This window comes from Cytophagaceae bacterium ABcell3, assembly GCA_030913385.1.
In the GTDB taxonomy this organism is placed as follows: Bacteria; Bacteroidota; Bacteroidia; order Cytophagales; family Cytophagaceae; genus ABcell3.
The window spans coordinates 3,788,738-3,812,212 of the sequence record CP133159.1 but is presented as its reverse complement, the minus strand read 5'-3'; the positions used below and the strand labels follow the sequence as shown (position 1 = coordinate 3,812,212).

22 protein-coding genes and 1 other RNA gene are annotated in these 23,475 nt (G+C 38.4%); 14 read left to right on the top strand and 9 right to left on the bottom strand.

The window, feature by feature from the left end; all coding sequences use genetic code 11:
• Nucleotides 1–5: 5 nt before the first annotated feature.
• From fsa to RCC89_15460, 3 genes are all read right to left on the bottom strand, one after another.
• Entirely contained in the window at nucleotides 6–659 is a 654-nt protein-coding gene (gene fsa / locus RCC89_15470) for a fructose-6-phosphate aldolase (GenBank protein ID WMJ74552.1), read from the bottom strand.
• 85 nt (nucleotides 660–744) lie between these two features.
• Nucleotides 745–841, bottom strand: an RNA gene (ffs, locus tag RCC89_15465) — signal recognition particle sRNA small type.
• 277 nt (nucleotides 842–1,118) lie between these two features.
• Nucleotides 1,119–1,328 (bottom strand): hypothetical protein, encoded by a 210-nt coding sequence (locus tag RCC89_15460; protein WMJ74551.1) that lies wholly within the window; start codon nucleotides 1,326–1,328, stop codon nucleotides 1,119–1,121.
• Between the two features lie 397 nt (nucleotides 1,329–1,725).
• Between RCC89_15460 and RCC89_15455 the strand changes: the two genes are divergently transcribed.
• The 4 genes from RCC89_15455 to RCC89_15440 all read left to right on the top strand — a co-directional run bounded on the left by RCC89_15455 (nucleotide 1,726) and on the right by RCC89_15440 (nucleotide 5,615).
• Complete coding sequence (locus RCC89_15455) at nucleotides 1,726–1,938, top strand: hypothetical protein (protein ID WMJ74550.1); 213 nt, start codon at nucleotides 1,726–1,728, stop codon at nucleotides 1,936–1,938.
• A 554-nt stretch (nucleotides 1,939–2,492) separates the two neighbouring features.
• A complete protein-coding gene (ubiE, locus tag RCC89_15450) occupies nucleotides 2,493–3,215 on the top strand; it encodes a bifunctional demethylmenaquinone methyltransferase/2-methoxy-6-polyprenyl-1,4-benzoquinol methylase UbiE (protein WMJ74549.1) in 723 nt (240 codons plus the stop codon).
• A 17-nt stretch (nucleotides 3,216–3,232) separates the two neighbouring features.
• Entirely contained in the window at nucleotides 3,233–3,898 is a 666-nt protein-coding gene (locus RCC89_15445; GenBank protein WMJ75666.1) for a porin family protein, read from the top strand.
• 499 nt (nucleotides 3,899–4,397) lie between these two features.
• Nucleotides 4,398–5,615, top strand: coding sequence for a T9SS type A sorting domain-containing protein (locus RCC89_15440; GenBank protein WMJ74548.1), 1,218 nt, complete (start codon nucleotides 4,398–4,400; stop codon nucleotides 5,613–5,615).
• 103 nt (nucleotides 5,616–5,718) lie between these two features.
• Here the strand turns inward: RCC89_15440 and RCC89_15435 are convergent, their stop codons facing one another.
• On the bottom strand, nucleotides 5,719–6,369 hold the full coding sequence (locus RCC89_15435) for a hypothetical protein (GenBank protein WMJ74547.1): 651 nt from the start codon (nucleotides 6,367–6,369) through the stop codon (nucleotides 5,719–5,721).
• A 55-nt stretch (nucleotides 6,370–6,424) separates the two neighbouring features.
• Between RCC89_15435 and RCC89_15430 the strand changes: the two genes are divergently transcribed.
• Both RCC89_15430 and RCC89_15425 read left to right on the top strand, forming a co-directional pair.
• Nucleotides 6,425–7,756 carry a saccharopine dehydrogenase C-terminal domain-containing protein gene (locus tag RCC89_15430; protein WMJ74546.1) on the top strand — a complete coding sequence of 444 codons (1,332 nt, stop codon included), beginning with the start codon at nucleotides 6,425–6,427 and terminating at the stop codon, nucleotides 7,754–7,756.
• Nucleotides 7,756–8,463, top strand: a complete 708-nt coding sequence (locus tag RCC89_15425; GenBank protein WMJ74545.1) for a methyltransferase — start codon at nucleotides 7,756–7,758, stop codon at nucleotides 8,461–8,463. Before RCC89_15430 ends, RCC89_15425 begins: the two co-directional genes overlap by 1 nt.
• 6 nt (nucleotides 8,464–8,469) lie before the next feature.
• Here RCC89_15425 and rnhA read toward each other — a convergent pair whose 3' ends face one another.
• Complete coding sequence (gene rnhA, locus RCC89_15420) at nucleotides 8,470–8,925, bottom strand: ribonuclease HI (GenBank protein WMJ74544.1); 456 nt, start codon at nucleotides 8,923–8,925, stop codon at nucleotides 8,470–8,472.
• Nucleotides 8,926–9,154: 229 nt separating this feature from the next.
• On the opposite strand from rnhA, the gene gldA reads away from it, so the two are divergent.
• The 7 genes from gldA (at nucleotide 9,155) to RCC89_15385 (ending at nucleotide 17,670) form a co-directional block, all read left to right on the top strand.
• The gene (gene gldA, locus RCC89_15415) at nucleotides 9,155–10,075 is read left to right on the top strand and encodes a gliding motility-associated ABC transporter ATP-binding subunit GldA (GenBank protein WMJ74543.1); all 921 of its coding nucleotides are present in this window, start codon (nucleotides 9,155–9,157) and stop codon (nucleotides 10,073–10,075) included.
• Between the two features lie 35 nt (nucleotides 10,076–10,110).
• On the top strand, nucleotides 10,111–10,839 hold the full coding sequence (gldF, locus tag RCC89_15410; GenBank protein ID WMJ74542.1) for a gliding motility-associated ABC transporter permease subunit GldF: 729 nt from the start codon (nucleotides 10,111–10,113) through the stop codon (nucleotides 10,837–10,839).
• Complete coding sequence (gene gldG / locus RCC89_15405) at nucleotides 10,833–12,509, top strand: gliding motility-associated ABC transporter substrate-binding protein GldG (GenBank protein WMJ74541.1); 1,677 nt, start codon at nucleotides 10,833–10,835, stop codon at nucleotides 12,507–12,509. Before gldF ends, gldG begins: the two co-directional genes overlap by 7 nt.
• Nucleotides 12,506–13,453 carry a DUF4340 domain-containing protein gene (locus tag RCC89_15400; GenBank protein WMJ74540.1) on the top strand — a complete coding sequence of 316 codons (948 nt, stop codon included), beginning with the start codon at nucleotides 12,506–12,508 and terminating at the stop codon, nucleotides 13,451–13,453. The genes gldG and RCC89_15400 overlap by 4 nt, the downstream gene beginning before the upstream one ends.
• Before the next feature lie 123 nt (nucleotides 13,454–13,576).
• A complete protein-coding gene (dnaN, locus tag RCC89_15395) occupies nucleotides 13,577–14,707 on the top strand; it encodes a DNA polymerase III subunit beta (GenBank protein ID WMJ74539.1) in 1,131 nt (376 codons plus the stop codon).
• Nucleotides 14,708–14,904: 197 nt separating this feature from the next.
• Complete coding sequence (locus tag RCC89_15390) at nucleotides 14,905–16,662, top strand: T9SS type A sorting domain-containing protein (protein ID WMJ74538.1); 1,758 nt, start codon at nucleotides 14,905–14,907, stop codon at nucleotides 16,660–16,662.
• Between the two features lie 54 nt (nucleotides 16,663–16,716).
• A complete protein-coding gene (locus RCC89_15385; GenBank protein WMJ74537.1) occupies nucleotides 16,717–17,670 on the top strand; it encodes a T9SS type A sorting domain-containing protein in 954 nt (317 codons plus the stop codon).
• 52 nt (nucleotides 17,671–17,722) lie between these two features.
• On the opposite strand, the gene RCC89_15380 is transcribed toward RCC89_15385, so the two are convergent.
• From RCC89_15380 to RCC89_15365, 4 genes are read right to left on the bottom strand one after another with little or no spacing between them, the layout of a single operon-like run.
• Nucleotides 17,723–18,100, bottom strand: coding sequence for a hypothetical protein (locus RCC89_15380; GenBank protein WMJ74536.1), 378 nt, complete (start codon nucleotides 18,098–18,100; stop codon nucleotides 17,723–17,725).
• A gap of 20 nt (nucleotides 18,101–18,120) precedes the next feature.
• Entirely contained in the window at nucleotides 18,121–19,434 is a 1,314-nt protein-coding gene (murA, locus tag RCC89_15375) for a UDP-N-acetylglucosamine 1-carboxyvinyltransferase (GenBank protein WMJ74535.1), read from the bottom strand.
• Nucleotides 19,434–20,081, bottom strand: coding sequence for a DUF4290 domain-containing protein (locus RCC89_15370; protein WMJ74534.1), 648 nt, complete (start codon nucleotides 20,079–20,081; stop codon nucleotides 19,434–19,436). The genes murA and RCC89_15370 overlap by 1 nt, the downstream gene beginning before the upstream one ends.
• Nucleotides 20,082–20,119: 38 nt before the next feature.
• Nucleotides 20,120–22,357 (bottom strand): 3'-5' exonuclease, encoded by a 2,238-nt coding sequence (locus RCC89_15365; GenBank protein WMJ74533.1) that lies wholly within the window; start codon nucleotides 22,355–22,357, stop codon nucleotides 20,120–20,122.
• Nucleotides 22,358–22,462: 105 nt separating this feature from the next.
• On the opposite strand from RCC89_15365, the gene RCC89_15360 reads away from it, so the two are divergent.
• The gene (locus RCC89_15360; GenBank protein WMJ74532.1) at nucleotides 22,463–23,029 is read left to right on the top strand and encodes a DUF3109 family protein; all 567 of its coding nucleotides are present in this window, start codon (nucleotides 22,463–22,465) and stop codon (nucleotides 23,027–23,029) included.
• The last annotated feature ends 446 nt before the right edge of the window (nucleotides 23,030–23,475 follow it).

Genomic DNA, 23,475 nt, shown 5'->3' with positions numbered 1-23,475 from the left:
CATGATTATAGACCCTTTTTATGATCGTTAAGAAACTTTTCGAGACCTATATCAGTCAAAGGGTGTTTTAGTAAAGATGTTATTACGTTTAAAGGGCAAGTAGCAACATCTGCACCTATTTCAGCACATTTGAGCAGGTGTGTAGTGTGTCTTACAGATGCAGCTAGCACCTCTGTTTCGTAATCGTAGTTGGCATAAATTTCAACAATTTGCTCAATAAGGTCAAGTCCGTCATGTCCAATATCGTCAAGTCTGCCAATAAAAGGAGATACATAAGTAGCGCCAGCCTTGGCTGCCAATAAAGCTTGTCCGGCACTGAAAACTAAGGTGCAGTTTGTTCTGATGCCATTTTCAGAGAAATATTTTAAGGCTTTTACCCCATCTTTAATCATAGGTACTTTGACCACGATCTTGGGATCGATTTCTGCCAGCTCTTCACCTTCTCTGACTATTTCATTAAAATCTACTGCAATTACCTCAGCACTTACATCGCCATCTGTGATATCGCAAATAGCCTTGTAGTGGCTATATATATTGTTTTTTCCGGTTATGCCCTCTTTGGCCATGAGAGATGGGTTAGTTGTAACGCCATCTAAAACGCCAAGGTCATGAGCTTCACTAATCTCATTAAGATTTGCTGTGTCTATGAAAAATTTCATTATTGTTCTGTTAAAAAAGGTTGGTAAAGAAAGGTTTTGCTTAGTTACGCAAAAGTAGGCTTAGAGTTGCCTTAAAACAAAATAAAAAAAGGCAAACCAATATCGCACCGCTCAACCACTTACCCTTGCTTCCTTCCGGACCTGGGGGGGTTCAGCAGGAGCTGGTCGTATTGATTTGCCGGGACAAAGGTAGTATAAATAATTTATACTACAAACTTTTTTGCCTCCCTTTGTTAATTTTTAAAGTTTTTATTTTGTAAGGTTTTTATATTCAGTAAGGTATAGCTTCAGGCGTTTTTTGATGTTTTTTTAATACCCTGCTTTATAACAAGAGCATAAAAAAGTAAAACCTTTACTAAAACTACTTTGATAAAGGTTTGCTTAGGTGGCAAAAAAGATTTGTAGTCTAGGTTACTATTTATTGCCACCCAGTGAAACCTTTTCCATAACTATCAGGTTTTACCCTTTGTTTTTGGACTTAGATTTATTTAAAAACATTTTCCTTCTTTTTACAGGAGGTCTTTGCTCATTCTTCTTATTACTTGCTTTTTTGGGGTGTTTTTGTTCCTTTTTGAATTTCTTGATGTCTTTTAAGTCATCTTCATATCTCTTGTATCTATCCCGCTTTATCCGTAGCGAAGACAGCATTTTTTCCAATAGAGTTCCCATACTTTAATATTTAGTTCCGTCAATCCTTCTCTATATATCTAACAACAATAGACCTTGATTGATTCTTTTTCTTTATTATATCACCCCATGCTTTTGCTTACAGGCTTCATGATCTACATGCTTTAGCTAAAAAAGTGAATTTTCAAACTATTATTTTTTATAAAAAATATGCTCCTTGCAGACGTTCTAAAAAGATCGGTTCTAATATTAAAAAAATATTAAATTTTCTTACAAGGAAAATAAATTCTTGGTTAGATACGATATAGGTATGGATGAAGCAGGCTTTCGTGTGCTTGTCTGAAGAATGTTGAAAAGTGGATAAATTTCCTTAAGTAAAAAGAACATTTATGCGCTTTTTTTGATTATACATTTAAGCCAAAATTTTCATATAATATATATGTCAGCAGTAAAAAAAATCCAGTATCGTTGTATACGCAAACCTTCTTATGAGGGTTTTGAGGAGAAAAAAGTGTATAAAGGAAGGACTTTTAACAATCTCTTTGAAATTTCCAGTGAGTGGGCCAGCCATAAGCCAACGTATCTTATTGAGAAAAAAGTATTTGATCAGTTTTTTGAACTGATGGAAACAGATGAGCTTGTTGTAAAGTAATAAACTTACAAGGTTTATAATATACAATAGGGACTTGAATCGAGCCTAAGCTCTTGTTTTTTAGATGTTGAAGCTTTGCTTCCTATCTAGAAACTTTATTGTGTATAAAAATTTAATTAAAAGGTTGTTGTAATAGTTATTTAAGCTATCAGCAGCCTTTTCTTTTTTTATATGCCCCATCCTCTACATGATAGAAAAGCGACAATCCTAGAGTTGTTTTTCTATCAGTACTCCTATGCCATTTTTTGATCTCTAGCGTTAGGGTCTCTACCTGTTAAATTTGATTTTACTTGATTATGACTTAATTCGCATTAATCGATCAAGAGAAATTGAGAATTTACAATAAAACCTTAAATTTTTTACTTAATTTTGAGTTTGCTGAACCTTAAAAAGCATACTTGGGGATAGGGGTGCTGTAAATGCCTTATGAAGTACTGAGCCTAGTAGCTTATGGTTAAGCTACCTACGATTCGCTTATTAAAAAGTTGTATCACCAGTGGGCTGGTATTAAAGGATTAAGGTTTGGGCAATATATTTTATATTAAAATTGAAAAATGACCGTTACACCGTATAAGGATTCCACAGAGGGGAAAAAAGTGCAGGTGGCAAGAATGTTTGACAACATTTCCCATAAATATGATTTTTTAAATCATTTTTTGAGCCTGGGAATTGATAAAGGCTGGAGAAAGAAGGCTATTAAAATGCTTAGCCATGAAAAACCTGAAACAATACTTGATGTAGCGACCGGGACGGGCGATTTTTCAGTTGCTGCATTGAAGTCAGGCGCAAAGCATATTACCGGGGTTGATATCTCTGCTGGAATGCTTGAAGTAGGAAGAAAGAAGGTGGAAAAAGCTGGATTGACAGATAAAATTAGTTTTCAACAAGCAGATTCAGAGCAATTGCCTTTTGAAGACAATACTTTCGATGCCATTATCGTCGCTTTTGGTGTGAGGAATTTTGAGAACTTGGAAAAAGGACTTTCAGAATTTTATAGGGTGCTAAAAAGTAATGGTACCGTCATGGTACTGGAGCTTTCAATGCCAACAAATTCCATACTTAGAGGTTTGTTCAGTTTATATTTTAAGAGAATCTTGCCTTTGATAGGAAAACTTGTTTCGAGAGACAATGCAGCGTATTCTTATTTGCCAGAGTCTGTAGAAAATTTTCCATCAGGAGAGGCTTTTTTAGATAAATTAACGGGAATAGGTTTTAAATCTTCAAAATGTACAACATTAACTTTTGGAATAAGTTCCATATATACAGCAAAAAAATAGGTTTTATCTTTTTGCTTGTGCTGCTTTTCTCAGGAAAAGATATTTATGCGCAGAGTAGACAAAGGACAGAACTTAACCTCCCTTTTTATGACGATAAGCGGATGCACTATGGTTTCACCCTCGGCATGAATGCGGCGAGGTTCAATCTTACGCATTCTAATTATTACCTGGAGTCCGACACCTTGACTTCAGCGCTTTCCCCTGGTCGGCCAGGCTTTTCTTTGGGTTTTATAGTCAACATGAAGTTTGCAGATTATTTTGATTTGCGACTATTACCTACGGTGTCTTTTTATGAGCGGACAGTGGTGTACCGCTATAGAGGAGGTGCTTTTGAAGAACAACAGAACGAGTCCACTTTCATTGAATTTCCTCTATTGGTAAAATATAAGTCCCAGAGAAGAGGCAATATGCGTATGTATGCAGTAGGTGGCGTAAAAGCTGGTATAGAGGCTGGCGCTAATAAAAGAGATAGGGGTGATGACCAGTTACGGGTAAATACTATGGATTTTGCTATTGAATATGGAGCTGGTCTTGATTTTTACTTTCCATTGTTCAAGTTTTCCCCTGAAATCCGTTTGTCTCACGGACTGGTCAACTTGCTGTCACGAGACCCTAATATTTATGCCCGCAGCTTAAACCGGCTGAATACACATACCATCAGTCTATTCCTGCACTTTGAATAGAGAAGGTCATTTTCAACTTTTTTATAGTCTCAGTCAGGTGAGGCTTTTTTTATGTCCGCATGACAAGTAGCTCGTTCTGACGTAGGAGGGATCTGGCATCGAAAAACCTTTGTGCAACTTTATGAGTATGCTGCGTAATATTTTAGGGATAAAATATTTAGTTGAATTTGTGTTTTGGTTGAAGAAGGATTGCCTAATGCTTTGTTTGTAGTTAATATTAAGATAGTATCTGTGAAAGGTATTGTTTGTTGAATGTAATAAATTTCGCTTAAGTGTTTGTTTTTTGTATGTATTTAATTACTTTTGGCACATGATTCTGCTACAAGTGACGCAGGCTGTTAAGTTGTTTACAATTTAATTCTCATAGTTTGCTGACTTTGTGCTTTTATTGTAAATAGAGTGATATTTTTTTCAAATGCCATTTTTATTTGATCATATTTAATATTAATATTGTCATACGACTTACTTAAATTTTAGAAACAATTAACTTAAACAATTTATGAAGAAACTGCTACTATTAGCTGGTGCAATGGGTATTGCATCAATGTCTTATGCGCAGGATGAATTTGTTTGTGATGAACCAGCAATCGATGCGCATTATGTTTATGATGATTTTAGTGGACCAGAGCCATTTTTATGGAGAGCTCAAGACGATGACGATTTCGAACGCCGTTACGGAACTGGATTTTACGAATGGCAAGACACTTCTTATACGGTCTTGACGCTAGGTTCCACTCCTGAAAGAAATGAAGAAGGTACTTTCTCTTACTCTTTAGATAGAAATACTGAAGAAGGGTATTTGGAGGCTACTGTTACTCAGCCAATAGGTGCTTTTGAACCTTTTGGTATTAGTTTTGGGGACAGAGCAAATATTGAATACCCAGATAATGGGAATGGCGAAGAAAACGGGAATGGTGAAGATAATGGGAATGGTGCAACGGCTAGGTTCTATCATGATGATAATGGCAATGGCAATGGGGGGCAAGAAGGGGAAGATCCATTTACTTTAGATTTTACCCCAAGTAGTCAGTTATTGGCAATAGTATCGAACATGAATGATTATCCTGTAGAAATTAGGATTTCTCTACAAGATATTTATGGACATACTGCTGATACTAAACCTACTGTTGATGAAGATAATTTAGCTAATGCTTGGGAACACACTATAGCAGAAGTTATTCCTGCAAACCAGGAAGAGTTTGAAATTTTCTTCGAATATGATGGTGCTGTTCAAATGGAATGGTATGATCATCCAGATCGTCCTGATTATGGGCCTGGTGAATTGCACGATGTAGACTTGTCTCAAATTTCAAGCATCAATTTTACTTTAGTTAACACTGTTCCTAAATACGGAGAAGGTAACATGGAAAACGATCCTGAATGGTTCCATGCTGGTCTGGAAGATGCTACTATACTTATCCACTCTATTCAAGTAGGAGACTGCCGTATCACTCCTGTAAGAAAGGCTGCTGCTAAACAACCTTTGAAAGTTTTCCCTAACCCAGCTTCTTCTCAGGCGCTTGTTTCTTATGAGTCTGTGAAAAGTGGTAATGTTGAAGTTAGAGTATCTAACTTAATGGGTGTTGAAGTTGCTTCTTTCAACGGTGGAAGATCTGAAACTGAAATCCCTGTTAGCAACCTAAGCAAAGGTGTATACTTAGTTACTGTTTTAGGTGACGGTGTCCCTGTAGGTGCTTCTAGACTTGTAGTAGAATAAGCACAAGTTTAACAACTAACATTTAAAAAAAGCCTTGTCTTTGGACAGGGCTTTTTTTTTGACCGTTAGAGGATATTTGTTCTAGCTTTGTCAACTACATATTTTAGCTTTCTCTTTCGACTATTTTCAATAAAGCTGCTTTATTGATCTCATGCTCTCCTTCGAATGTAATTACCTCCAGGTCTTTTTTTACTTTTTTGAACGCTTCAAATTTTTCTAAGTGCTCTTGCTGTAGCATAGGGTCTTTAGTCCCATATACTACATAGGTATCAACGGCTTTAAGCTTGTCAATTTGGGATCCAAAGTCGGTTTTAATGTCTGGTGGGAATATTCCCGCCCATAGTATAAGTTTATTTGGATTGAATAATTGCGAACTTAGTGCCCATCGGTAGGCAGTAGAAACACCTTGCGAAAAACCTAAGATGTTTATGTTTATGCTGGCATGTGGTTTCAGTGTTTGGTAAACTTGGTTCATATATTGGATATAATCTTCAATTTCACTATCACGGTCTTCTTTGGTCATCCAACTAGCACCTACGCGCCCTGTATATCCTGATAAATAAAACCTGGACAAAGCCTCGGGGGCTACGATTACGTTCTCTTCATCATGAATAGGGGTGAAGTTTCTAATAAAATATTCGGCTAACTGACCATACCCATGAATAACAAACCAGATGTTTTTTGTTCGTTCTGTTATGGTGCCTAATGTAAAAAATCTTGCCGTACGGGTAGTTTTCAGCCGATGTTCCTTCATAAACTTTTGTTGTCTTGTATATTTGTTTTACCTTAATACTAAACAAACTGTTTATATGAAGCAAATTCTTCTTTTTGGTTCTGGGAAATCTTCTCAGGTACTTATTGAATATTTACTGGGTTTATGTGCAAAGAAACAATGGAAACTCACCATTGCAGATATGCTTTTAAGTCCTTATGTAGCAAACCTTCCTAAGTCTGTTTATTTTGAGACGCTTTCGATAGATGTTATGGATGACGAAGTGCGAAGGTCGCTCATACAAAAACATGACATAACTGTTTCGCTGCTTCCTCCTCGCTTGCATTATACAATTGCTAGAGATTGTGTTGAGCTGGGAGTACACTTTGTCTCTGCTTCTTATATGAGCGAGGAGATTAGGTCTTTAGACGATGAGGCAAAGAAGAATGGGGTAGTATTGCTCATGGAGGCAGGTCTAGATCCTGGTATTGACCATATGTCTGCTTTAAAAGAAATTGATGAACATAAGGCAAAAGGGGGGAAGTTGGTTTCTTTTAAATCGTATACAGGTGGCTTGGTTGCTCCTGAAGCAGATACAAATCCATGGCATTATAAAATATCTTGGAACCCTCGAAATGTCGTTCTTGCCGGTCAGGGGCCAGCAGCTAAGTACATGGAGGATGGAGGATATAAATACCTACCTTACCATAAACTCTTTCAGCGCCTTGAAGAGGTGCCTGTTGCAGGATATGGAACTTTAGAAGGTTACCCTAACCGGGACTCTTTGAAATATCTTGACCTATACAACCTTCAGGGTGTTTCTACTTTTATTCGGGGAACTTTACGCTATGCTGGATTTTCTTCTAGTTGGGATATGCTGGTGCAGTTAGGGCTCACAGACGATACTGTTGTACTTGAAGGGTCTGAACATTTGTCCAACCTTGCTTTTACAGAATCTTTTTTACCGGGTGGTAACGGCTCTGTTTCGGAACGTCTTGCCAGTTATTTAGGTATATCTCAAGAATCAGAAACGTTTGATAAACTGGTTTGGCTTGGATTGTTGGACGATCAGGAAAAGCAAGGTATTGCAAATGCTACTGCTGCCCAAATATTACAATCTATTATCGAGAAGAAATGGAAGCTGGATAGCTCTGATGCAGACTTGGTTGTAATGAAGCATATTTTTAGCTTTGACGTGCAAGGTAAGCAGGAAAACTTTTCCACCACGATGACATTTACCGGAAAGGATGCCGGCCATACGGCAATGGCTGCAACTGTCGGATATCCTGCCGGGATTGCTACACGCCTTATCCTTGAAGGGGAAATTTCGGCAAAGGGGGTAATGCTGCCAGTGACTTCTGAGTTTTATAACCCTATCTTAAAAGAGCTGGAAGCTTTTGGCGTAAAGTTTATTAAAGAAAAGCTCTAATGGCCAATAATTACTTCAAGTTTAAACAGTTCACTATTTACCAGGATCAGTGTGGCATGAAAGTGTGCACTGATTCTTGTGTTTTTGGGGCTTTGATTAAGCCCGAGGGTGCAAAAAGAATACTTGATATAGGTACCGGTACGGGGTTGTTGGCTTTAATGGTCGCCCAACGTGCCATAGGCCATATTGATGCCATTGAAAAAGATGAAAGTGCATATAAGCAAGCTTTATTTAACATCAATCATAGTCCTTGGCCAGAACAGGTTTCTGTTTACCATCAAGCGCTTCAAGATTATCGCCCTAGAGATGGATATGATTTGATATGTTGCAATCCTCCTTTTTATAAAGATTATTTAAAGTCTGGAAAGGCCAAATATGACCTGGCTTGCCACTCTGCTGGGCTGTCGCCTTCTGTTTTGTTGCAGTTTGCAGACAAGTATCTTAAATACGATGGCCGTTTTTATATTCTTTACCCCGAAAAAGAATTTGCTTCATTTGAGCAAGAAGCTGAGCGGTATCAACTGAGTTGCCAGGAAAAAATATTAATTAGGAATCACTATGGTAAACCAGCTATTAGGGTTGTTGGTGTATTTTCTAAAATTACAAAGCCTAACGCACTTGTTTCAGAGCTGGTGATCAGAAATAGTGATCAATCATATACTTCCGCATTTAACGATCTGCTGAAATCATATTACTATAACTTGTAAAGTAAGTTACATTCCTCCTGACTCATACCCTTCGTCTACTTTTAGGTTGCCACTTTCTGCGCTTTCTACCGCAAGTTTGTCGCAGATTTCGTTTTCGATATGTCCGGCATGGCCTTTAATCCATTTTAATTTTACCTTATGCCTACGGTATACATTGGCAAAGCGTAACCAAAGATCTTTGTTTTTTTTGTCTTTAAAATTCTTTTTTATCCAATTCCAGACCCAACCTTTCTCCACAGCATCTACTACATACTTAGAATCGGAGTATATAGTGACCTCCATGCCAGGCTTTTTTAAAGCTTCAAGTCCCACTATGACAGCTAATAGTTCCATTCTATTATTGGTCGTTTTCCTAAAGCCTTCGCTTATTTCTTTTCTGTGTTGATGGTATTTCATTACCACACCGTAACCACCAGGCCCAGGGTTCCCTCTTGATGCCCCGTCTGTATAAATTTCAATCATACGGTAAAATTACAGAACTAAAGGTAAAAGTGAAGGCAAATATTACTGGAATTAAAGAAAAAGTATTGAAATAATTTCATTTTATATAAATGAAGTTACTTTTGTGTAGTTTTTCTTAATTGTGGGAGTTGATTGATCCGAAGGGAATTTTTATACTTAGGAACTATTTTGTGCGTTTTTTTGTAGAAACAGCAACTTCTCCGACCGATCCAACTAAAGAAACAGGGGTATGAGTGTAAAAGTGAAAGAACTTACGAGGGTTTATGGTACCCAATATGCCGTAAACAATATCACATTTGAAGCCCAAAAAGGCCAAATTACAGGTTTTCTTGGGCCAAACGGGGCGGGTAAATCCACAACCATGAAAATTGCTACGGGATATATTCCGCCGTCCGGTGGCTCTGTTGAGGTCTGTGGGTACAGTGTTTCAGATGACCCGTTAGAAGTTCAGCGCAGGGTCGGTTACCTTCCTGAACACAACCCTCTTTACCTTGACATGTATGTTCACGAATACCTGCGTTTTATAGGGTCGCTTCATGGTATGAGAGGAGCTAAGCTAAAGGAGAGGGTGGCTGAGATGGTTGAGATTTGTGGTTTGACTATTGAGCAGAACAAGAAAATAGGCGCTTTGTCAAAGGGTTTCCGTCAACGTGTTGGTCTGGCACAGGCACTGATCCATGACCCGGAGGTACTTATTCTTGATGAGCCTACGACTGGGCTGGATCCAAATCAGATCCAAGATATTCGTACGCTTATTAAAGATGTGAGCAGGGAAAAAACGGTGATTTTTTCTACCCATATCATGCAAGAGGTAGAAGCTTTATGCGATAGGGTGATCATTATCAACAGGGGAGAAATTGTCGCTGATGATTCGGTTGCTGCATTGCATAGCAGAAGTAGTGGTACCAAAGTGCTTTCTGTGGAATTTGAGCATGAGATTGATGTTGAAGCATTGAGAGCTATTCCTGGCGTAATGGATGTGAAACAAATCTCTACTGGTCGTTATGAGCTTACTACTGGTGCAGAAGATATCAGATCCCAGATTTTCAAAGCTGCTTCTGAACATCATTGGGCTTTGGTAGGATTGAAGCAAGAGGTGAACTCTCTGGAAAAAGTCTTTCGTGAATTAACTAATAAAGAATCGGTTTGACGGGGGTATGTCCCTGATGCAATAAATCTTTTAATATGCTTAGTATATTACAAAAAGAAATTAACGCCTTTTTAAACTCTTTGATAGCCTATATCGTCATTATCTTGTTTTTGACGGCTATAGGCCTGTTTATTTGGGTATTTCCTGAAACGAGTATTTTCGAGTATGGCTTTGCTGAAATGGAAGCCTTTTTCTCCTTGGCGCCTTGGGTGTTCATCTTTCTTATTCCCGCTATTACTATGCGCACCTTTGCTGAAGAGAAAAAAGATGGAACTATAGAATTGCTGTTGACGCGCCCAGTTACTGACTGGCAAATTATATTTGGAAAATATTTCTCTGCCATAGTGCTGGTTTGCCTAGCTTTAGTGCCTACCTTACTTTATTATTATACGGTAAGTGAATTAGGTAGCCCCGCCGGAAATGTGGACTCCGCAGCAGTAGCTGGCTCATATATCGGGCTAATCCTTTTAGGAAGCGTTTTTGCCTCTATTGGTATTATGTCTTCTGTCCTTACTACCAACCAGATTGTCTCTTTTATTATAGCAGTGTTTCTCTGTTTTATATTCTATACCGGTTTTGAATCGCTGGCATCTGTCAATGTATGGGGACAGTATTCGGTATTAATAGACAAGCTAGGTATTTCCTATCACTACAGAGCACTCAGCAAAGGATTGATTGACTCCAGAAATCTTGTATATTTCTTTAGTGTCATTTCCATCATGTTATTGTCCACCAAACTTATCCTGGGAAGTAGAAAATGGTAAAAAATAAGTGGAATCAGATTATAGAATATGTCCTGATACTAATAATTATTGTATTAGTAAATATAATAGCGTCAGGTCACTTTTTCCGTATTGACCTTACAGAAGATAAAAGGTATACAATTTCTGATACATCTATAGATATTCTTAAGGAATTAGACGATGTTGTTACGGTAGAGGTGTATCTGGAAGGTGAGTTCCCGTCAGGTTTTGAGCGGCTTCAGCGTACTATTCGGGAAACGTTGGATGAGTTCAGAATTCACGCAGGCACTAAAATCCAGTATCGTTTCATTAATCCGGGAGCAGAAGCTGATGAGGAAATGCGCAAAAGAATTTATTATCAGCTTGCGCAAAAGGGAATTCAGCCAACTAACCTTTTTGCGAAAGAAGGTGATAAGAAAGTAGAAAAGCTGATCTTTCCGGGTGCCATGCTTAGTTATAAAAACCAAGAGGTGCCAGTAATGCTTCTTAAGGGAAATAAAACCGCTGACCCTCAGGAAACGTTGAACCAATCTGTAGAAGGGGTAGAGTATGAGTTGATTTCAGCGATTAGACAGTTGACCCAGAAAAAGCGTAAATCCATTGCGTTTATAGAAGGGCATGGCGAGCTTAATGAGGTAGAAGTGGCAGATTTAAAATCAAGTTTGCAAAAGTATTATAATGTGTACAGAATTAACTTGGAAGATACCAGGGAACTGGACAATTATGACGCTTTGGTGGTTGCAGCTCCTAAAACACCTTACACAGAACAGGAAAAATTCCTTATTGACCAATACATTGTGAATGGTGGGAAGGCTATGTTTTTTATCAATAATGTGAATGTTGATATGGATAGTCTGGGAGATGAAGGAGGGGTGATTTTTCCTTATGAAACTAATTTGGATGACCTGCTTTTTAGGTATGGTGTTAGGCTTAACTACAACCTGATCAAAGACTTGAATTCAGGATATATACCAGTGAATGTGGGCATGATGGGAGACAAGCCAAATGTTCAAATGGTCAATTGGCGGTTTTTCCCTCTATTGAATACTTTTGGGAACCATCCTATTGTCAAAAACATGGATGCTGTGTATGGTAAGTTTGTGGGGAGCATGGATTCTGTTAAGGCTGATGGTATTGTCAAAACCCCTTTGGTATTTTCTTCAAAGTATTCAAAATTGTTAAATGCCCCTGCCAAACTTTCGCTTAACGAAATGCGTGCAGATGCTAACCCAAGGGAGTATAACAAAGGGCCACAAGCCATGATGTTCTTGCTTGAAGGTAAGTTTACTTCATTGTATAAAAATAGACCGTCTCCTGTTGCGGGTCAGAAAGCTGTCGGGCAGAACCAGTCATCTAGTATCTTGGTATGTTCTGATGGAGACTTTATAAGGAACGAAATGGATCCAAAGCGCAATGAAGTGTTGCCACTGGGCTATGACATGTATTCCAGACAGACCTTTGGTAATAAAGAATTGGTTTTAAATGCTGTAGCGCATTTGCTTGATGATAAAGGCATTGTCAATGTTCGAGCGCGTGAAGTAATCTTACGGCCTTTGGATAAGGTTAGAATTGAAGAAGAGCGCTTGATGTGGCAGATCATCAACCTGGCAGTTCCTGTAATATTGATAATTGGTTTTGGAGTTGTAAGGTACATTTATAGAAAAAGAAAATTTGAGCAGTTTAGATCATGATTCTTACTACCAGAATAAAAATTTTATTATCCCTAGTTGTTGTATTGTCTATCGCAGCTTGGTTTACGGTAAAGGAAAAGCGTACCGGGTCTACCTTTAATGAAGATTTGGCTGTAAGCATTGCAGATACGTCTTCGGTTTATGAAATAGGGTATCAGTCTGACGAAATAAACGGCGTTCTGAGAAGAGACAGGAACAACGTGTGGATTATCAATGAAAAATACCCAACACGTATTCAGCTTTCTGATTTATTGCTTTTTGGTATTGCTAAGCTTGAAATAAGACGCCCTGTATCGGAAGAGAATAAGCAAAAAGTGTATGAAAAACTGAAAAGCGAAGGGATTCGGGTTAACGTGAAAGAAAAAGATGGCGAACATGTATTTCATGTTCTGTCTAATGATAACGACCCTAACAGTTCTTATTTTCTCAAAGAAGGTAGTGATACGCCATATATTACCTATGTGCCTGGTTTTACAGGAAACCTGACCAACCTGCTTACCTTGTCAGAAAACGACTGGAGGTCTAGGACTGTGTTTGCCAGTGATAACCGGTCTCTTCAAAAGATAAAGGTGCATTATCCTGAAAGCGAAGAAGATGATTTTGAGATCAAGTATCAGGAGGGGAGTTTCGGTATAGCAGGAATAAATCCTATAGACACTATGAAATTGGTTAATTACCTTCAGAGTTTCGTAATGGTCAATGTCAGTGGATTTGTAGATAATCCAGACTCTTTGCGTGAAGAACTGGCTAATTTACAGCCAAAAGCAATTTTAGAAGTGGAAGATATGCTTAAAGAGAGAAGCAATGAGCTGTTGATCTATAAGCCTAAGGATGAAAAGTATTGGTTCGGCCTGGTGAAAGCAATTAATGAACCTGTAATTTTAAGAAATGAGCTTGTTGAAAGGCTACTTCCTGTAAAGGAGGATTTTGTGTATAAGCAATAGCAAAGTGGACATAAAATAATAAAAGGTAAAATTGAAATTTCCTTAACTAGTGTATAGGTATTTTTTAATTTCTTTGCTACCTTTACCCGAGTATTTTTATTTCAAAATCCCAGGAATTTACCTATGAAATTCGTAGTTTCTTCATCATCATTACTGAAGCATTTAACTTCTATAAATGGTGTTATTACCACTAATCCTGTTGTTCCTATTCTGGAAAATTTCTTGTTTGAAATTGTTGATAGTAAGTTGGTTGTGTATGCGTCTGACTTACAGACTTCAATGATAACAGAAATTAATATAGATACCAAAGAGCAGGGGAGTGTTGCTGTTCCTTCACGTATCTTGTTAGATACGTTAAAGAACCTTCCTGACCAACCGGTAACTTTCTCGATAGACGAAGAAACCTACAGTGTTGAAATAAGCTCTGATAATGGCCGCTATAAACTGTCAGGTGAAAATGCAACGGACTTTCCTCGTGTTCCGGCAGTAACTAATGGATACAATCTGGATATAGCATCAGATGTTCTTGAAAGGGCGATCTCTAGTACCATATTTGCAGCTTCTAATGATGAGCTCAAGCCGGCGATGTCGGGTGTTTACATGTCTTTGAATGAAACAAATACTACTTTTGTGGCTACTGATGGGCACCGCCTGATCCGTTACAGAAGGGTTGATGTGGCCTCGGACATGAGCAACTCTATCATCATTCCTAAAAAAGCACTTAACCTTTTAAGGGCTTCTTTGCCTTCTGGTGATACTATTGTAAAAATGGAGTTTAATGCCTCCAATGCTTTCTTTAGCTTTAATAATACAAGGATGATTTGCCGCCTTATTGATGAGCGTTTCCCTGATTATGAAAATGCTATTCCTGTTAATAACCCGAACAAATTGACCATTAACAGGGGAGAGTTATTAAACGCGCTTAGGAGGATTTCTATTTATGCTAATAAAACAACCCACCAAGTGAGGTTTAAAATAGCCGGTAGTGAACTTCAGATTTCTGCTGAAGACCTTGACTTTTCCAATGAGGCGAATGAAAGGCTGTCTTGTGATTATGAAGGTGAAGATATGGAAATAGGCTTTAACGCAAAATTCCTTATCGAAATGCTCAATAATCTAAGTTCTGAAATAGTAGACATTCATATGTCAGAACCTAACAAAGCAGGGCTTTTGACACCTGGAGGAGATAAAAAAGATAAAAACGAAGATGTGCTGATGTTGGTAATGCCAGTGATGCTTAGCAACTATGTATAGTTTTCAGATATAAATGTCTGTAGTGTTGAAAAAGGCTACCTCTAAAATAGGGGTAGCCTTTTTTATTGTTTGTTGCTCTTACACTAATAAGATTGATGTTAATGGTTACTTTTTTGTCTTTGGGAGTATATACTCCTAAAGAAACTATTTAGTTGTTGGTCTTTTTTGAAGTATTTTTTGTTTAACAATCAGTTTTTATGAACAAGGTTTTTCTTTCCTTATTACTTGCTGCTTTAAGCTCATTTATGGCTTACGCTCAAAGCTGGAATCCCGGTGCCACTTGGAATTATAGTAGTATTCCTGGATGTTGGCCAGACGGTAGCGCCAAATACACTTTCAAGTACGAATCTGATACTATTGTTGGAGGTAAACAGTGTCAGAAAGTTGTTGAAGATAAGGTTTTTCACCCATATAGCTTAGGAGATGTCCCTCAAGATAGCATACTATCTGAAGAAATACACATAACGCATTTTTCGGGAGATACAGTTTTTTATTATCACAATGAAGCATTTTATACGCTTTATAACTTTGGCGCTGAAGTAGGTGACCAATGGCTTGTGAGGGTAAATGAACAGTTGGGGTGTAACGACTCTTCTTTTGTGCAGGTAGATCGAAAAGGAACTGTAAAGATAGGAGAGGAGGAGTTTAGGTGGATAGAAGTTTCTCCGGTGCTAGGTTCTTCATATGGGTTACATGGTAAAATTATCGAAGGACTAGGCATGGTGGATGTCTCTATTTCTGATGAATTAATTGTGCAGAATATGGGATGGGGATTTTTTATTCCTTATCAGGTTGACTGTCAAGGAAGAGAACAGTCATGCCTTAGGAGAAAAGTGGTAACCGGGTATAAGGATGATATTTTCGGCACCTCAATCTCTAAGAGTGATTTAAAATATTTTGAAGATAGAGAGGAGGATGTTTGGGTCAAGCCTGGGGCCACATGGCATTATGTTTCTTGTGGTGGAGATAGACGTCTGTCGTGGAGGCATGGATTGCATAGGCTAGTGTATGAAAGTGATACATTGGTGGATGGCAAGAACTGCCAAAAAATAGTTCATTATGTGGCAAAGCGTCGTCTTTATCCTGATAATTCTGGGGATAATTTTTATAAAGTTTATGAAGAAGAGATACCTCTCAGGAGTCTAATAACTTATGTGGATGATGACAAAGTTTTTTATTTAGAAGATGGAGGGTTTTACCTTCTTTATGACTTTGCTGCTGAGGTTGGTGATAGTTGGCTAATTAGTCCCCACGGTGATTCATATGTTGAAGTTACCCAGAAAGGAGAGGTTGTTGTTAATGGCAGAACATTACGATGGGTTGACATAGCGCCTAAAGAATGTGGGGTGAACGGGATTAACTCTAGAATTGTAGAGGGTATTGGAGCTGTTGGTAATTATTCTGATGCCTTTGGTGGTGGATATGCTAGCGCTATTCTTTACCCTATCCGACATAGATGTCCTGATGAACCTGTTAATTCTTACGGTCAAAGCTTCTACTCCTTTCAGTGTTTTCAAGAAGATGGTGGATTGGAGGCCGGAAATTTAGATGATAATTGTGGCCTTGACTGGTTTTTTGATGATTCTGAAGTGGGTAAAGATTCTCCTTATTGTTATTCACAGCACGGCTATGATTACTTTGACTGGGATGGCAGTGGGGAAGAAGCACCTAAAGATGATGATGACGATGAATCGAAAGGAGAGGTTACGGGAATTGGCAATGAGAAAGAGGTAACTAAAATTTACCCAAACCCTGTTGAAACAGAACTTGTTGTAAACAATCATGGTGCATTCAACTCATATGTTATATATAGGCTAACAGGTGAAAAAGTGCTGGGCGGTAAGTTGATAGAAGGGGTTAACTCATTGTATACAGATGGTTTGGTCAGTGGTACCTATATGATTCAATTGTCAAGACCTGATGGTCAAGATTATCATGTTTTTATTAAGCAATAAAGGATAATTAATTGAATCGGTTTTTTTTAACATTTGAGTTTAACAATCAGTTTTATGAACAAAATTTTTCTTTCCTTATTACTTGCTGTTTTAAGTTCATTTATGGCTTACGCTCAAAGCTGGAATCCCGGGGCTACTTGGCGGTACCAAAGTGGGACGAATTGTACACCAAGCGAAACGCGGTTTTATGAGTTTAAATATGAATCAGATACAGTAATCAGTGGTGTGCAGTGTGAAAAGGTTGTAGAGTATTTCGAAAGTCATGTCTATTTTGATGTAGAGACAGGAGAGTACCAAGATAGGGTTGAACATTTTTCCTATACAAGTGGAGATAGTGTTTTTTACAGGCTAGGGGATGATTTTATGTTAATGTACGACTATGGAGCAGAAGTGGGAGATCGTTGGCTGGTACATGTAGGAGATAATCAGCATTGCGATGACTCTTCTTATGTTCAGGTTGATAAAAGAGGAACCGTGCGTATTGGAGAGAAGAATCTTCGTTGGGTAGAGGTATCTCCGCTACCTAATGGTGGTTTTGGGTTCTCAGGTAAAATAGTAGAAGGATTGGGTATGGTTGGCGCTGCTAGTGGGACAATTCTTAACCCTGGTTTTTGGGGAACTCATCAGGTTAATTGCTCTTCAGGGTGTAGTAACGAAAAACTGTTTGGTAGCTATGAAGATGAAACATTGTTTATTAAGACGGATACACTTCTTAATTTTATAGAGCATGGTGAAGAGGGCGAAGACGATGAACCTTTAGGCGTGGCTGATGTACATACCTTAAAAACATTAGTATACCCTAACCCGATTGCGGAAAAGTTAAATGTTGATAATAAAGAAGCTTTTGAATATTATTTTATATATAATATGACGGGTGAGGTGGTCAAGCATGGAAGCCTGAAGGATGGGCAGAATGTTCTTTTTATGAATGGTACGCCTAAAGGGGCTTATATTCTTGAACTGTCAGGGAAAAATGGGAATAACCGGCAAGTTATTATCAAGTCATAATATATAGTTAACCATTGCCAATAGCTCCTAAATTCACGGTTTGGGGGCTATTCTATTTTTTACTGGTGATGTTTACTTTTAGTATACTGTCTGTGAGGGTGAGTACTTCGTAAATATAAGTTTCGGAGGTGGGTTCTTCGATCGTAACTAAGTATTTCGAACCTTTCTTTTTGACAAACTTGCCCTTATGCTCTATCCATCCATCTGCAGGGCTTGTTCGGAATTCAGAAAAAGTACCATCTTTTCGAAATTCTATAGCCTCTCTTGCTCTGGTGGGCGGAAAGTCGTATGTTTCGGGTCTATAAACTTTTACGTCACTGTCAGACTCTTCGTGGGAGTGATACCACTTTTGATACATTTCGTCAGGAATTTTCTGGCCTGGTGCTGCCAATAGCAGGTAGCTTAAGAGGCAAAGTATTAGGGCTTTCATAGTTGTTGAAGAAGATGCCCTTAGTGGGCATCTATCCTTTTTATATCTGCACCAAGCGCATTTAATCTTTTGTCAATATGCTGATACCCTCTGTCAATTTGGTTGATGTTGTGGATAACGCTCTTTCCCTCTGCTGACATAGCGGCTATTAAAAGGGCTACTCCTGCACGAATATCTGGTGATGTCATCTGAATGCCTCTTAATGGAAATTTACGAGCCAAACCTATTACTGTAGCGCGGTGTGGGTCGTTTAATATTATTTGAGCGCCCATATCTATCAACTTGTCCACGAAGAATAAACGGCTTTCAAACATTTTTTGGTGAATTAGTACTGACCCTTTGGCTTGAGTGGCTACCACAAGTACAATACTCATTAAGTCAGGAGTAAAGCCTGGCCAAATAGCATCTGCAACGGTAAGAATCGACCCGTCTATAAAGGTATCAATCTCATAAAGTTCCTGGGAGGGAATATGAATATCATCCCCACGGAATTCCATTTTTATTCCTAAACGTTGAAAAACACTTGGGATCATGCCAAGTTGATCAATCCTACAATTTTTTATGGTCAACTCTGATTGGGTCATGGCGGCAAGCCCAATAAAGCTGCCTATTTCGATCATGTCAGGCAAAATGGTATGCTCGGTTCCCTCAAGAGATTTTACACCTTCTATGTAAAGCAGGTTAGAACCTATTCCAGATATTTTTGCCCCCATCCTGTTTAGCATGGCGCAAAGCTGCTGAAGATAAGGCTCACAGGCGGCGTTATAGATGGTGGTTTTTCCCTTGGCCAACACTGCGGCCATAACGACATTCGCAGTTCCTGTTACAGAGGCTTCATCCAGTAGCATATAGGTGCCATTTAGATCTGACGCATCTATATGGTAAAAAGCATCTTTTGACTCATAGTTGAACTTGGCCCCCAGTTTTTGTAAACCAATAAAGTGGGTGTCTAGTCTTCTTCTTCCAATTTTGTCGCCACCAGGTTTGGGCATTTTTGCCCTGCCAAACCTTGCCAACAATGGCCCTAATATCATTATAGAACCTCGTAAGGATGCTGCTTTTTGTTTGAAGGTATCTGTTTCTATAAAATCGACATTGATTGTGTCTGCCTGAAACGTATAAGTATCTTCACTATCCTTTTTTACTTTTACCCCAAAGTCTTTAAGGAGATCGATTAGTTTGTTGACATCTAATATATCAGGTACATTTTTGACAACAACGGGTTCAGGAGTAAGCAAAACGGCGCATAAAATTTGCAAAGCCTCATTTTTTGCTCCCTGAGGAAAAATTTCTCCTTTCAGACGCTTCCCGCCTGTGATTTCAAAAGCATCCATTAATTATTACTGTTTCTTCTTTTATTATCAGATTGTTTTCTTTGTCTTCCGCGTCCATAGCTTCCACCCACCTGACGACTGTCCCTTTCTCTAGGGCTGTTTGAGTCAAATAAGTTTTCAGATTTTACTTTTTCAACATCTATATCCAGCTTGTTGTTTGAAAGAATACGTAGGTGCTCTATAATGATCTCGTCATCAATGCTTTCTTTGTTCCAGGCACTGTAGAATCTTTTCATTAACTTGCCTACAAAACTAATGGCAGCTTCTTTCTCTTCAGGGTCGTCTGTATCTATGGCTTTTTGGATGAGTAGTTCAACATTTCTCCCATAGTGCCTGAAGCGAAGGTTGTGGGTGTTGTATTCTACCTTCATAGGCTTCCTGCTTAAAATGGATACCTCAGGCATAGGGTACGGCGAGTCTACATCCAACTTAAACCCTGAGATCACATACAAGTGGTCCCAAATTTTTTGGTAAGTATCCTGTGCATCGCGCATGGTAGGGTTTATCTGCTTCATCAACTCGACAAGCGTTCTGGCAAACCTGCTACGTTTTTCGCGATCTTCTATACTAAGTATATATTTAACAATCTTTTGGACATTTCTGCCGTACTCCTTTAGGATTATACCCTCTTCTTCAGAATATTCCATAAATGTGATAGGGTTTTATATTTATTTACTAATTTCTTCTACTGTATACTATGAATTTTCAACTTGGCGAAATTCAAAATTAGTGTTTTTTCACCATGATTATCAAAATCTATTAGCGCCTTTTTATCATTCCCGGCTATGTCCATCTTTTTTACTATGCCATATCCAAACTTAGGATGCTCAACTTTCATGCCTGCTTTGAGCTTAGAAGTATCACTAGGTTTAAAGTCTGGTGATGGAATATAATGAATCTTAGGACGACTTCTGGCTGTAGCGGCTGTAAACCTTGTTCTTGGCGCATCTGCGGTTGACTCCCTTTCTCTTGCTACATACTTTCTAGACATTTTAATATAACTTTGGTCAAACTCTGTCAAAAACCTGCTGGGTTCACAAGGTTTCAGACGGCCAAAACGGTATCTTGTCGTAGCATAGCTAATGGTAAGGTTTTTCTCCGCCCTGGTAATGGCTACGTAAAAGAGCCTTCTTTCCTCTTCCAGGTCAGCCCTGCTGCTTAGCATCATTTGAGAAGGAAATAGGTCTTCTTCTAAACCTACCAAGTAGACATTTTTGAATTCCAGCCCTTTTGATGAGTGAATGGTCATTAACGTAACCTTGTCCAAGTCATCGTCTTTGTCATTGTCAGCGTCTGTAAGCAGAGATATTTCCTGTAGGAAAGCACTAAGGCTTTTATCCTCTCGGTCTGGTGTGTCTACAAACTCCTTTACTGCATTTAGTAATTCTTGTACGTTTTCATGCCTGTTTAAGCCTTCTATGGTTTTGTCTTCATAAAGCTCTTTCATTAGCCCGGACTCTTTGGCTATCTGCATAGCGGTTTCAAAAGCATCTTTCTTTTCCGAAAATAATCCAAATGCTTTTATCCTGCTGGCAAACTCTTGAATTGCCGAAGCTGTTCGGGTGGTTAAAAAAGAACTTGCTTTATTGAGGGTTTCCCATAATGTAAGGCTATTCTCCTCCGCAGCTACCATAAGCTTAGAAACTGAAGTCTCACCGATACCTCTCTTTGGATAATTAATAATTCTACGCAGAGATTGTTCATCATTGTTGTTAACAGTGAACCTCAGGTAAGCTACCAAGTCTTTTATTTCTTTTCTTTGGTAGAAAGAAAGACCTCCAAAAATTTTATACTTTATGTTTTTTCTTCGTAAGGCCTCTTCTATTGATCTGGATTGGCTGTTGGTACGGTAGAGGATGGCAAAGTCGCTGTTCTTTAGCTTTTTGTTCATTTTCTCCTCAAAAATGGAGTTTGCTACCAACATGCCCTCTTCGTTATCGGAGTTTGCTTTTATTACCTCTATCAGGTTGCCATCTTCATTAGATGTCCAGACGTTTTTAGGCAACTGAGCTTTGTTTTTAGTTATTACACAATTTGCCGCATTTACGATTGTTTTGGTAGACCTGTAATTTTGCTCTAGTTTAAAGACCTTTAACTCTGGATAGTCTTTTTCAAAGTTTAAGATATTTTGGATATCGGCGCCTCGGAATGCATAAATACTTTGCGCATCATCACCCACCACACAAATATTTCTATTCTGAGCAGATAGCTTTCTTGTAATCAGGTACTGGGAAAAGTTCGTATCCTGAAACTCGTCTACCATGACATATTTAAACCTGTTCTGATATTTGTTAAGAACGTCTATGTGGTCTTTGAACAAGACATTTGTATTGAACAACAAATCGTCAAAGTCCATGGCGCCTGCTTTGAAGCACCTGTCCTGGTAGAGCTTATAAATCCTTCCTATTTCAGGTCGCAAGGCTGCTTGGTCATCTGCTTGTATTCTTGGATTGTTAAGATAATCCCTTGCGGAAATCAAGCGGTTTTTGGCTCCTGAAATCCTTGCCAATACCGTATTGGGTTTATATACCTTGTCGTCAAGATAGTTTTCTTTTAGAATTTGCCGTATCAATGACTTGGAATCTTCCGTATCATAAATCGTAAAGTTGGAAGGATATCCTATCTTTTCAGCTTCAGAGCGTAAAATTCTGGCAAATACCGAGTGAAAGGTACCCATCCATAGATTGCGGGCATCCGTGCCTACAACTTCTTCTATACGGGTACGCATTTCTTTTGCCGCCTTATTGGTGAAAGTAAGGGCTAAAATGTTGAAAGGATCTATACCACTTTGTATGAGATTGGCAATCCTGTAGGTAAGTACTCTTGTTTTTCCTGAACCTGCACCCGCTATTATCATCACCGGTCCTTCTGTAGTCAAGACGGCATTTCTCTGAGGTTCGTTCAGACAGTCTAAATAGTCCATTCAGGGAATTTTATTCTTTAAATTGCAATTTAAGAATTTCCGAATTGGAAATATATTAATTTTGTTACTAAAAGAACATTAAATTTAATATAAAAAATCCTAAAAGTGATAGTAATTGACAATACCATTATAAGTGAGGATATCGCTGAGCAGATGTTCCTCTGTGATTTAAAGAAATGTAAAGGTGCTTGTTGTATTGAAGGGGATTCTGGCGCCCCGCTGGAAATTAGTGAATTAGATACCTTAGAGAAGAATTATAGCAAAATTAAACCTTACCTTATGCCGGAAGGAATTAAAGCGATAGAAGAGCAGGGGCTGTATGTAAAGGATGGTTTTGACGATGAGTTTGTCACACCTACTATTGGTGGGAGAGAGTGCGCTTATGTTACTTATGAAAATGGTATGCTGCAATGTGGTATTGAAAAGGCTTGGAAAGATGGTAAGATTAAGTTCCAAAAGCCGATTTCTTGTCACTTGTACCCGATTCGTATCAGTAAGTATGATCATTATGAGGCCCTAAACTATGACAGGTGGTATATTTGTAATGATGCTTGTAGAAATGGAATGGAAAACGGGGTAGAAATTTACAAATTTACCAAGGACGCTTTAATCAGAAAGTACGGAGAAGACTGGTATAAGCAGTTGGTTTATAAAATTGAAAACGAAAAGTAGCAAAGGGTAAACCTGAAATAGGATTACCCACTTAAGTCTTTAGGAAGTAGTGAATTTATATTGTATGATAAAATTATTTACACGGATTTCCTAAAGTGGCGGTATGTGTCATTGTTAGAGAATAAGGCGGCCATTGATGAAATTGCGTTAAGAACTTTGTAGCCATGAAGCGGCCAAAAAATTTGCTGTTTGATCCCGACGCAAGGAGGGTGAGTTTCAAATTTTTTAGCGTAATGGTTATAAAGTTTAGCAAATTTCATCACAGGCCTTGACTTTTTTGCTTACTTTTTTTGTCCAAGAAAAAAAGTAAGGCCCTGCCGGCGAGGCAAAAAGTAACTATGCGAGCATATGTAAGCAAATAAAACATAAGATATCTTAACGGGTAACCTTAACCTGAAACATGCAATAGTATTACGTAGCAACATAACTTTAAACCAGTGCATACA

Excerpts from the sequence above, each read along its gene's own strand:
- fsa (WMJ74552.1), bottom strand. The coding sequence starts at position 659 with ATGAAATTTTTCATAGACACAGCAAATCTTAATGAGATTAGTGAAGCT.
- RCC89_15460 (WMJ74551.1), bottom strand. The coding sequence starts at position 1,328 with ATGGGAACTCTATTGGAAAAAATGCTGTCTTCGCTACGGATAAAGCGG.
- RCC89_15455 (WMJ74550.1), top strand. The coding sequence starts at position 1,726 with ATGTCAGCAGTAAAAAAAATCCAGTATCGTTGTATACGCAAACCTTCT.
- ubiE (WMJ74549.1), top strand. The coding sequence starts at position 2,493 with ATGACCGTTACACCGTATAAGGATTCCACAGAGGGGAAAAAAGTGCAG.
- RCC89_15440 (WMJ74548.1), top strand. The coding sequence starts at position 4,398 with ATGAAGAAACTGCTACTATTAGCTGGTGCAATGGGTATTGCATCAATG.
- RCC89_15435 (WMJ74547.1), bottom strand. The coding sequence starts at position 6,369 with ATGAAGGAACATCGGCTGAAAACTACCCGTACGGCAAGATTTTTTACA.
- RCC89_15430 (WMJ74546.1), top strand. The coding sequence starts at position 6,425 with ATGAAGCAAATTCTTCTTTTTGGTTCTGGGAAATCTTCTCAGGTACTT.
- RCC89_15425 (WMJ74545.1), top strand. The coding sequence starts at position 7,756 with ATGGCCAATAATTACTTCAAGTTTAAACAGTTCACTATTTACCAGGAT.
- rnhA (WMJ74544.1), bottom strand. The coding sequence starts at position 8,925 with ATGATTGAAATTTATACAGACGGGGCATCAAGAGGGAACCCTGGGCCT.
- gldA (WMJ74543.1), top strand. The coding sequence starts at position 9,155 with ATGAGTGTAAAAGTGAAAGAACTTACGAGGGTTTATGGTACCCAATAT.
- gldF (WMJ74542.1), top strand. The coding sequence starts at position 10,111 with ATGCTTAGTATATTACAAAAAGAAATTAACGCCTTTTTAAACTCTTTG.
- gldG (WMJ74541.1), top strand. The coding sequence starts at position 10,833 with ATGGTAAAAAATAAGTGGAATCAGATTATAGAATATGTCCTGATACTA.
- RCC89_15400 (WMJ74540.1), top strand. The coding sequence starts at position 12,506 with ATGATTCTTACTACCAGAATAAAAATTTTATTATCCCTAGTTGTTGTA.
- dnaN (WMJ74539.1), top strand. The coding sequence starts at position 13,577 with ATGAAATTCGTAGTTTCTTCATCATCATTACTGAAGCATTTAACTTCT.
- RCC89_15390 (WMJ74538.1), top strand. The coding sequence starts at position 14,905 with ATGAACAAGGTTTTTCTTTCCTTATTACTTGCTGCTTTAAGCTCATTT.
- RCC89_15385 (WMJ74537.1), top strand. The coding sequence starts at position 16,717 with ATGAACAAAATTTTTCTTTCCTTATTACTTGCTGTTTTAAGTTCATTT.
- RCC89_15380 (WMJ74536.1), bottom strand. The coding sequence starts at position 18,100 with ATGAAAGCCCTAATACTTTGCCTCTTAAGCTACCTGCTATTGGCAGCA.
- murA (WMJ74535.1), bottom strand. The coding sequence starts at position 19,434 with ATGGATGCTTTTGAAATCACAGGCGGGAAGCGTCTGAAAGGAGAAATT.
- RCC89_15370 (WMJ74534.1), bottom strand. The coding sequence starts at position 20,081 with ATGGAATATTCTGAAGAAGAGGGTATAATCCTAAAGGAGTACGGCAGA.
- RCC89_15365 (WMJ74533.1), bottom strand. The coding sequence starts at position 22,357 with ATGGACTATTTAGACTGTCTGAACGAACCTCAGAGAAATGCCGTCTTG.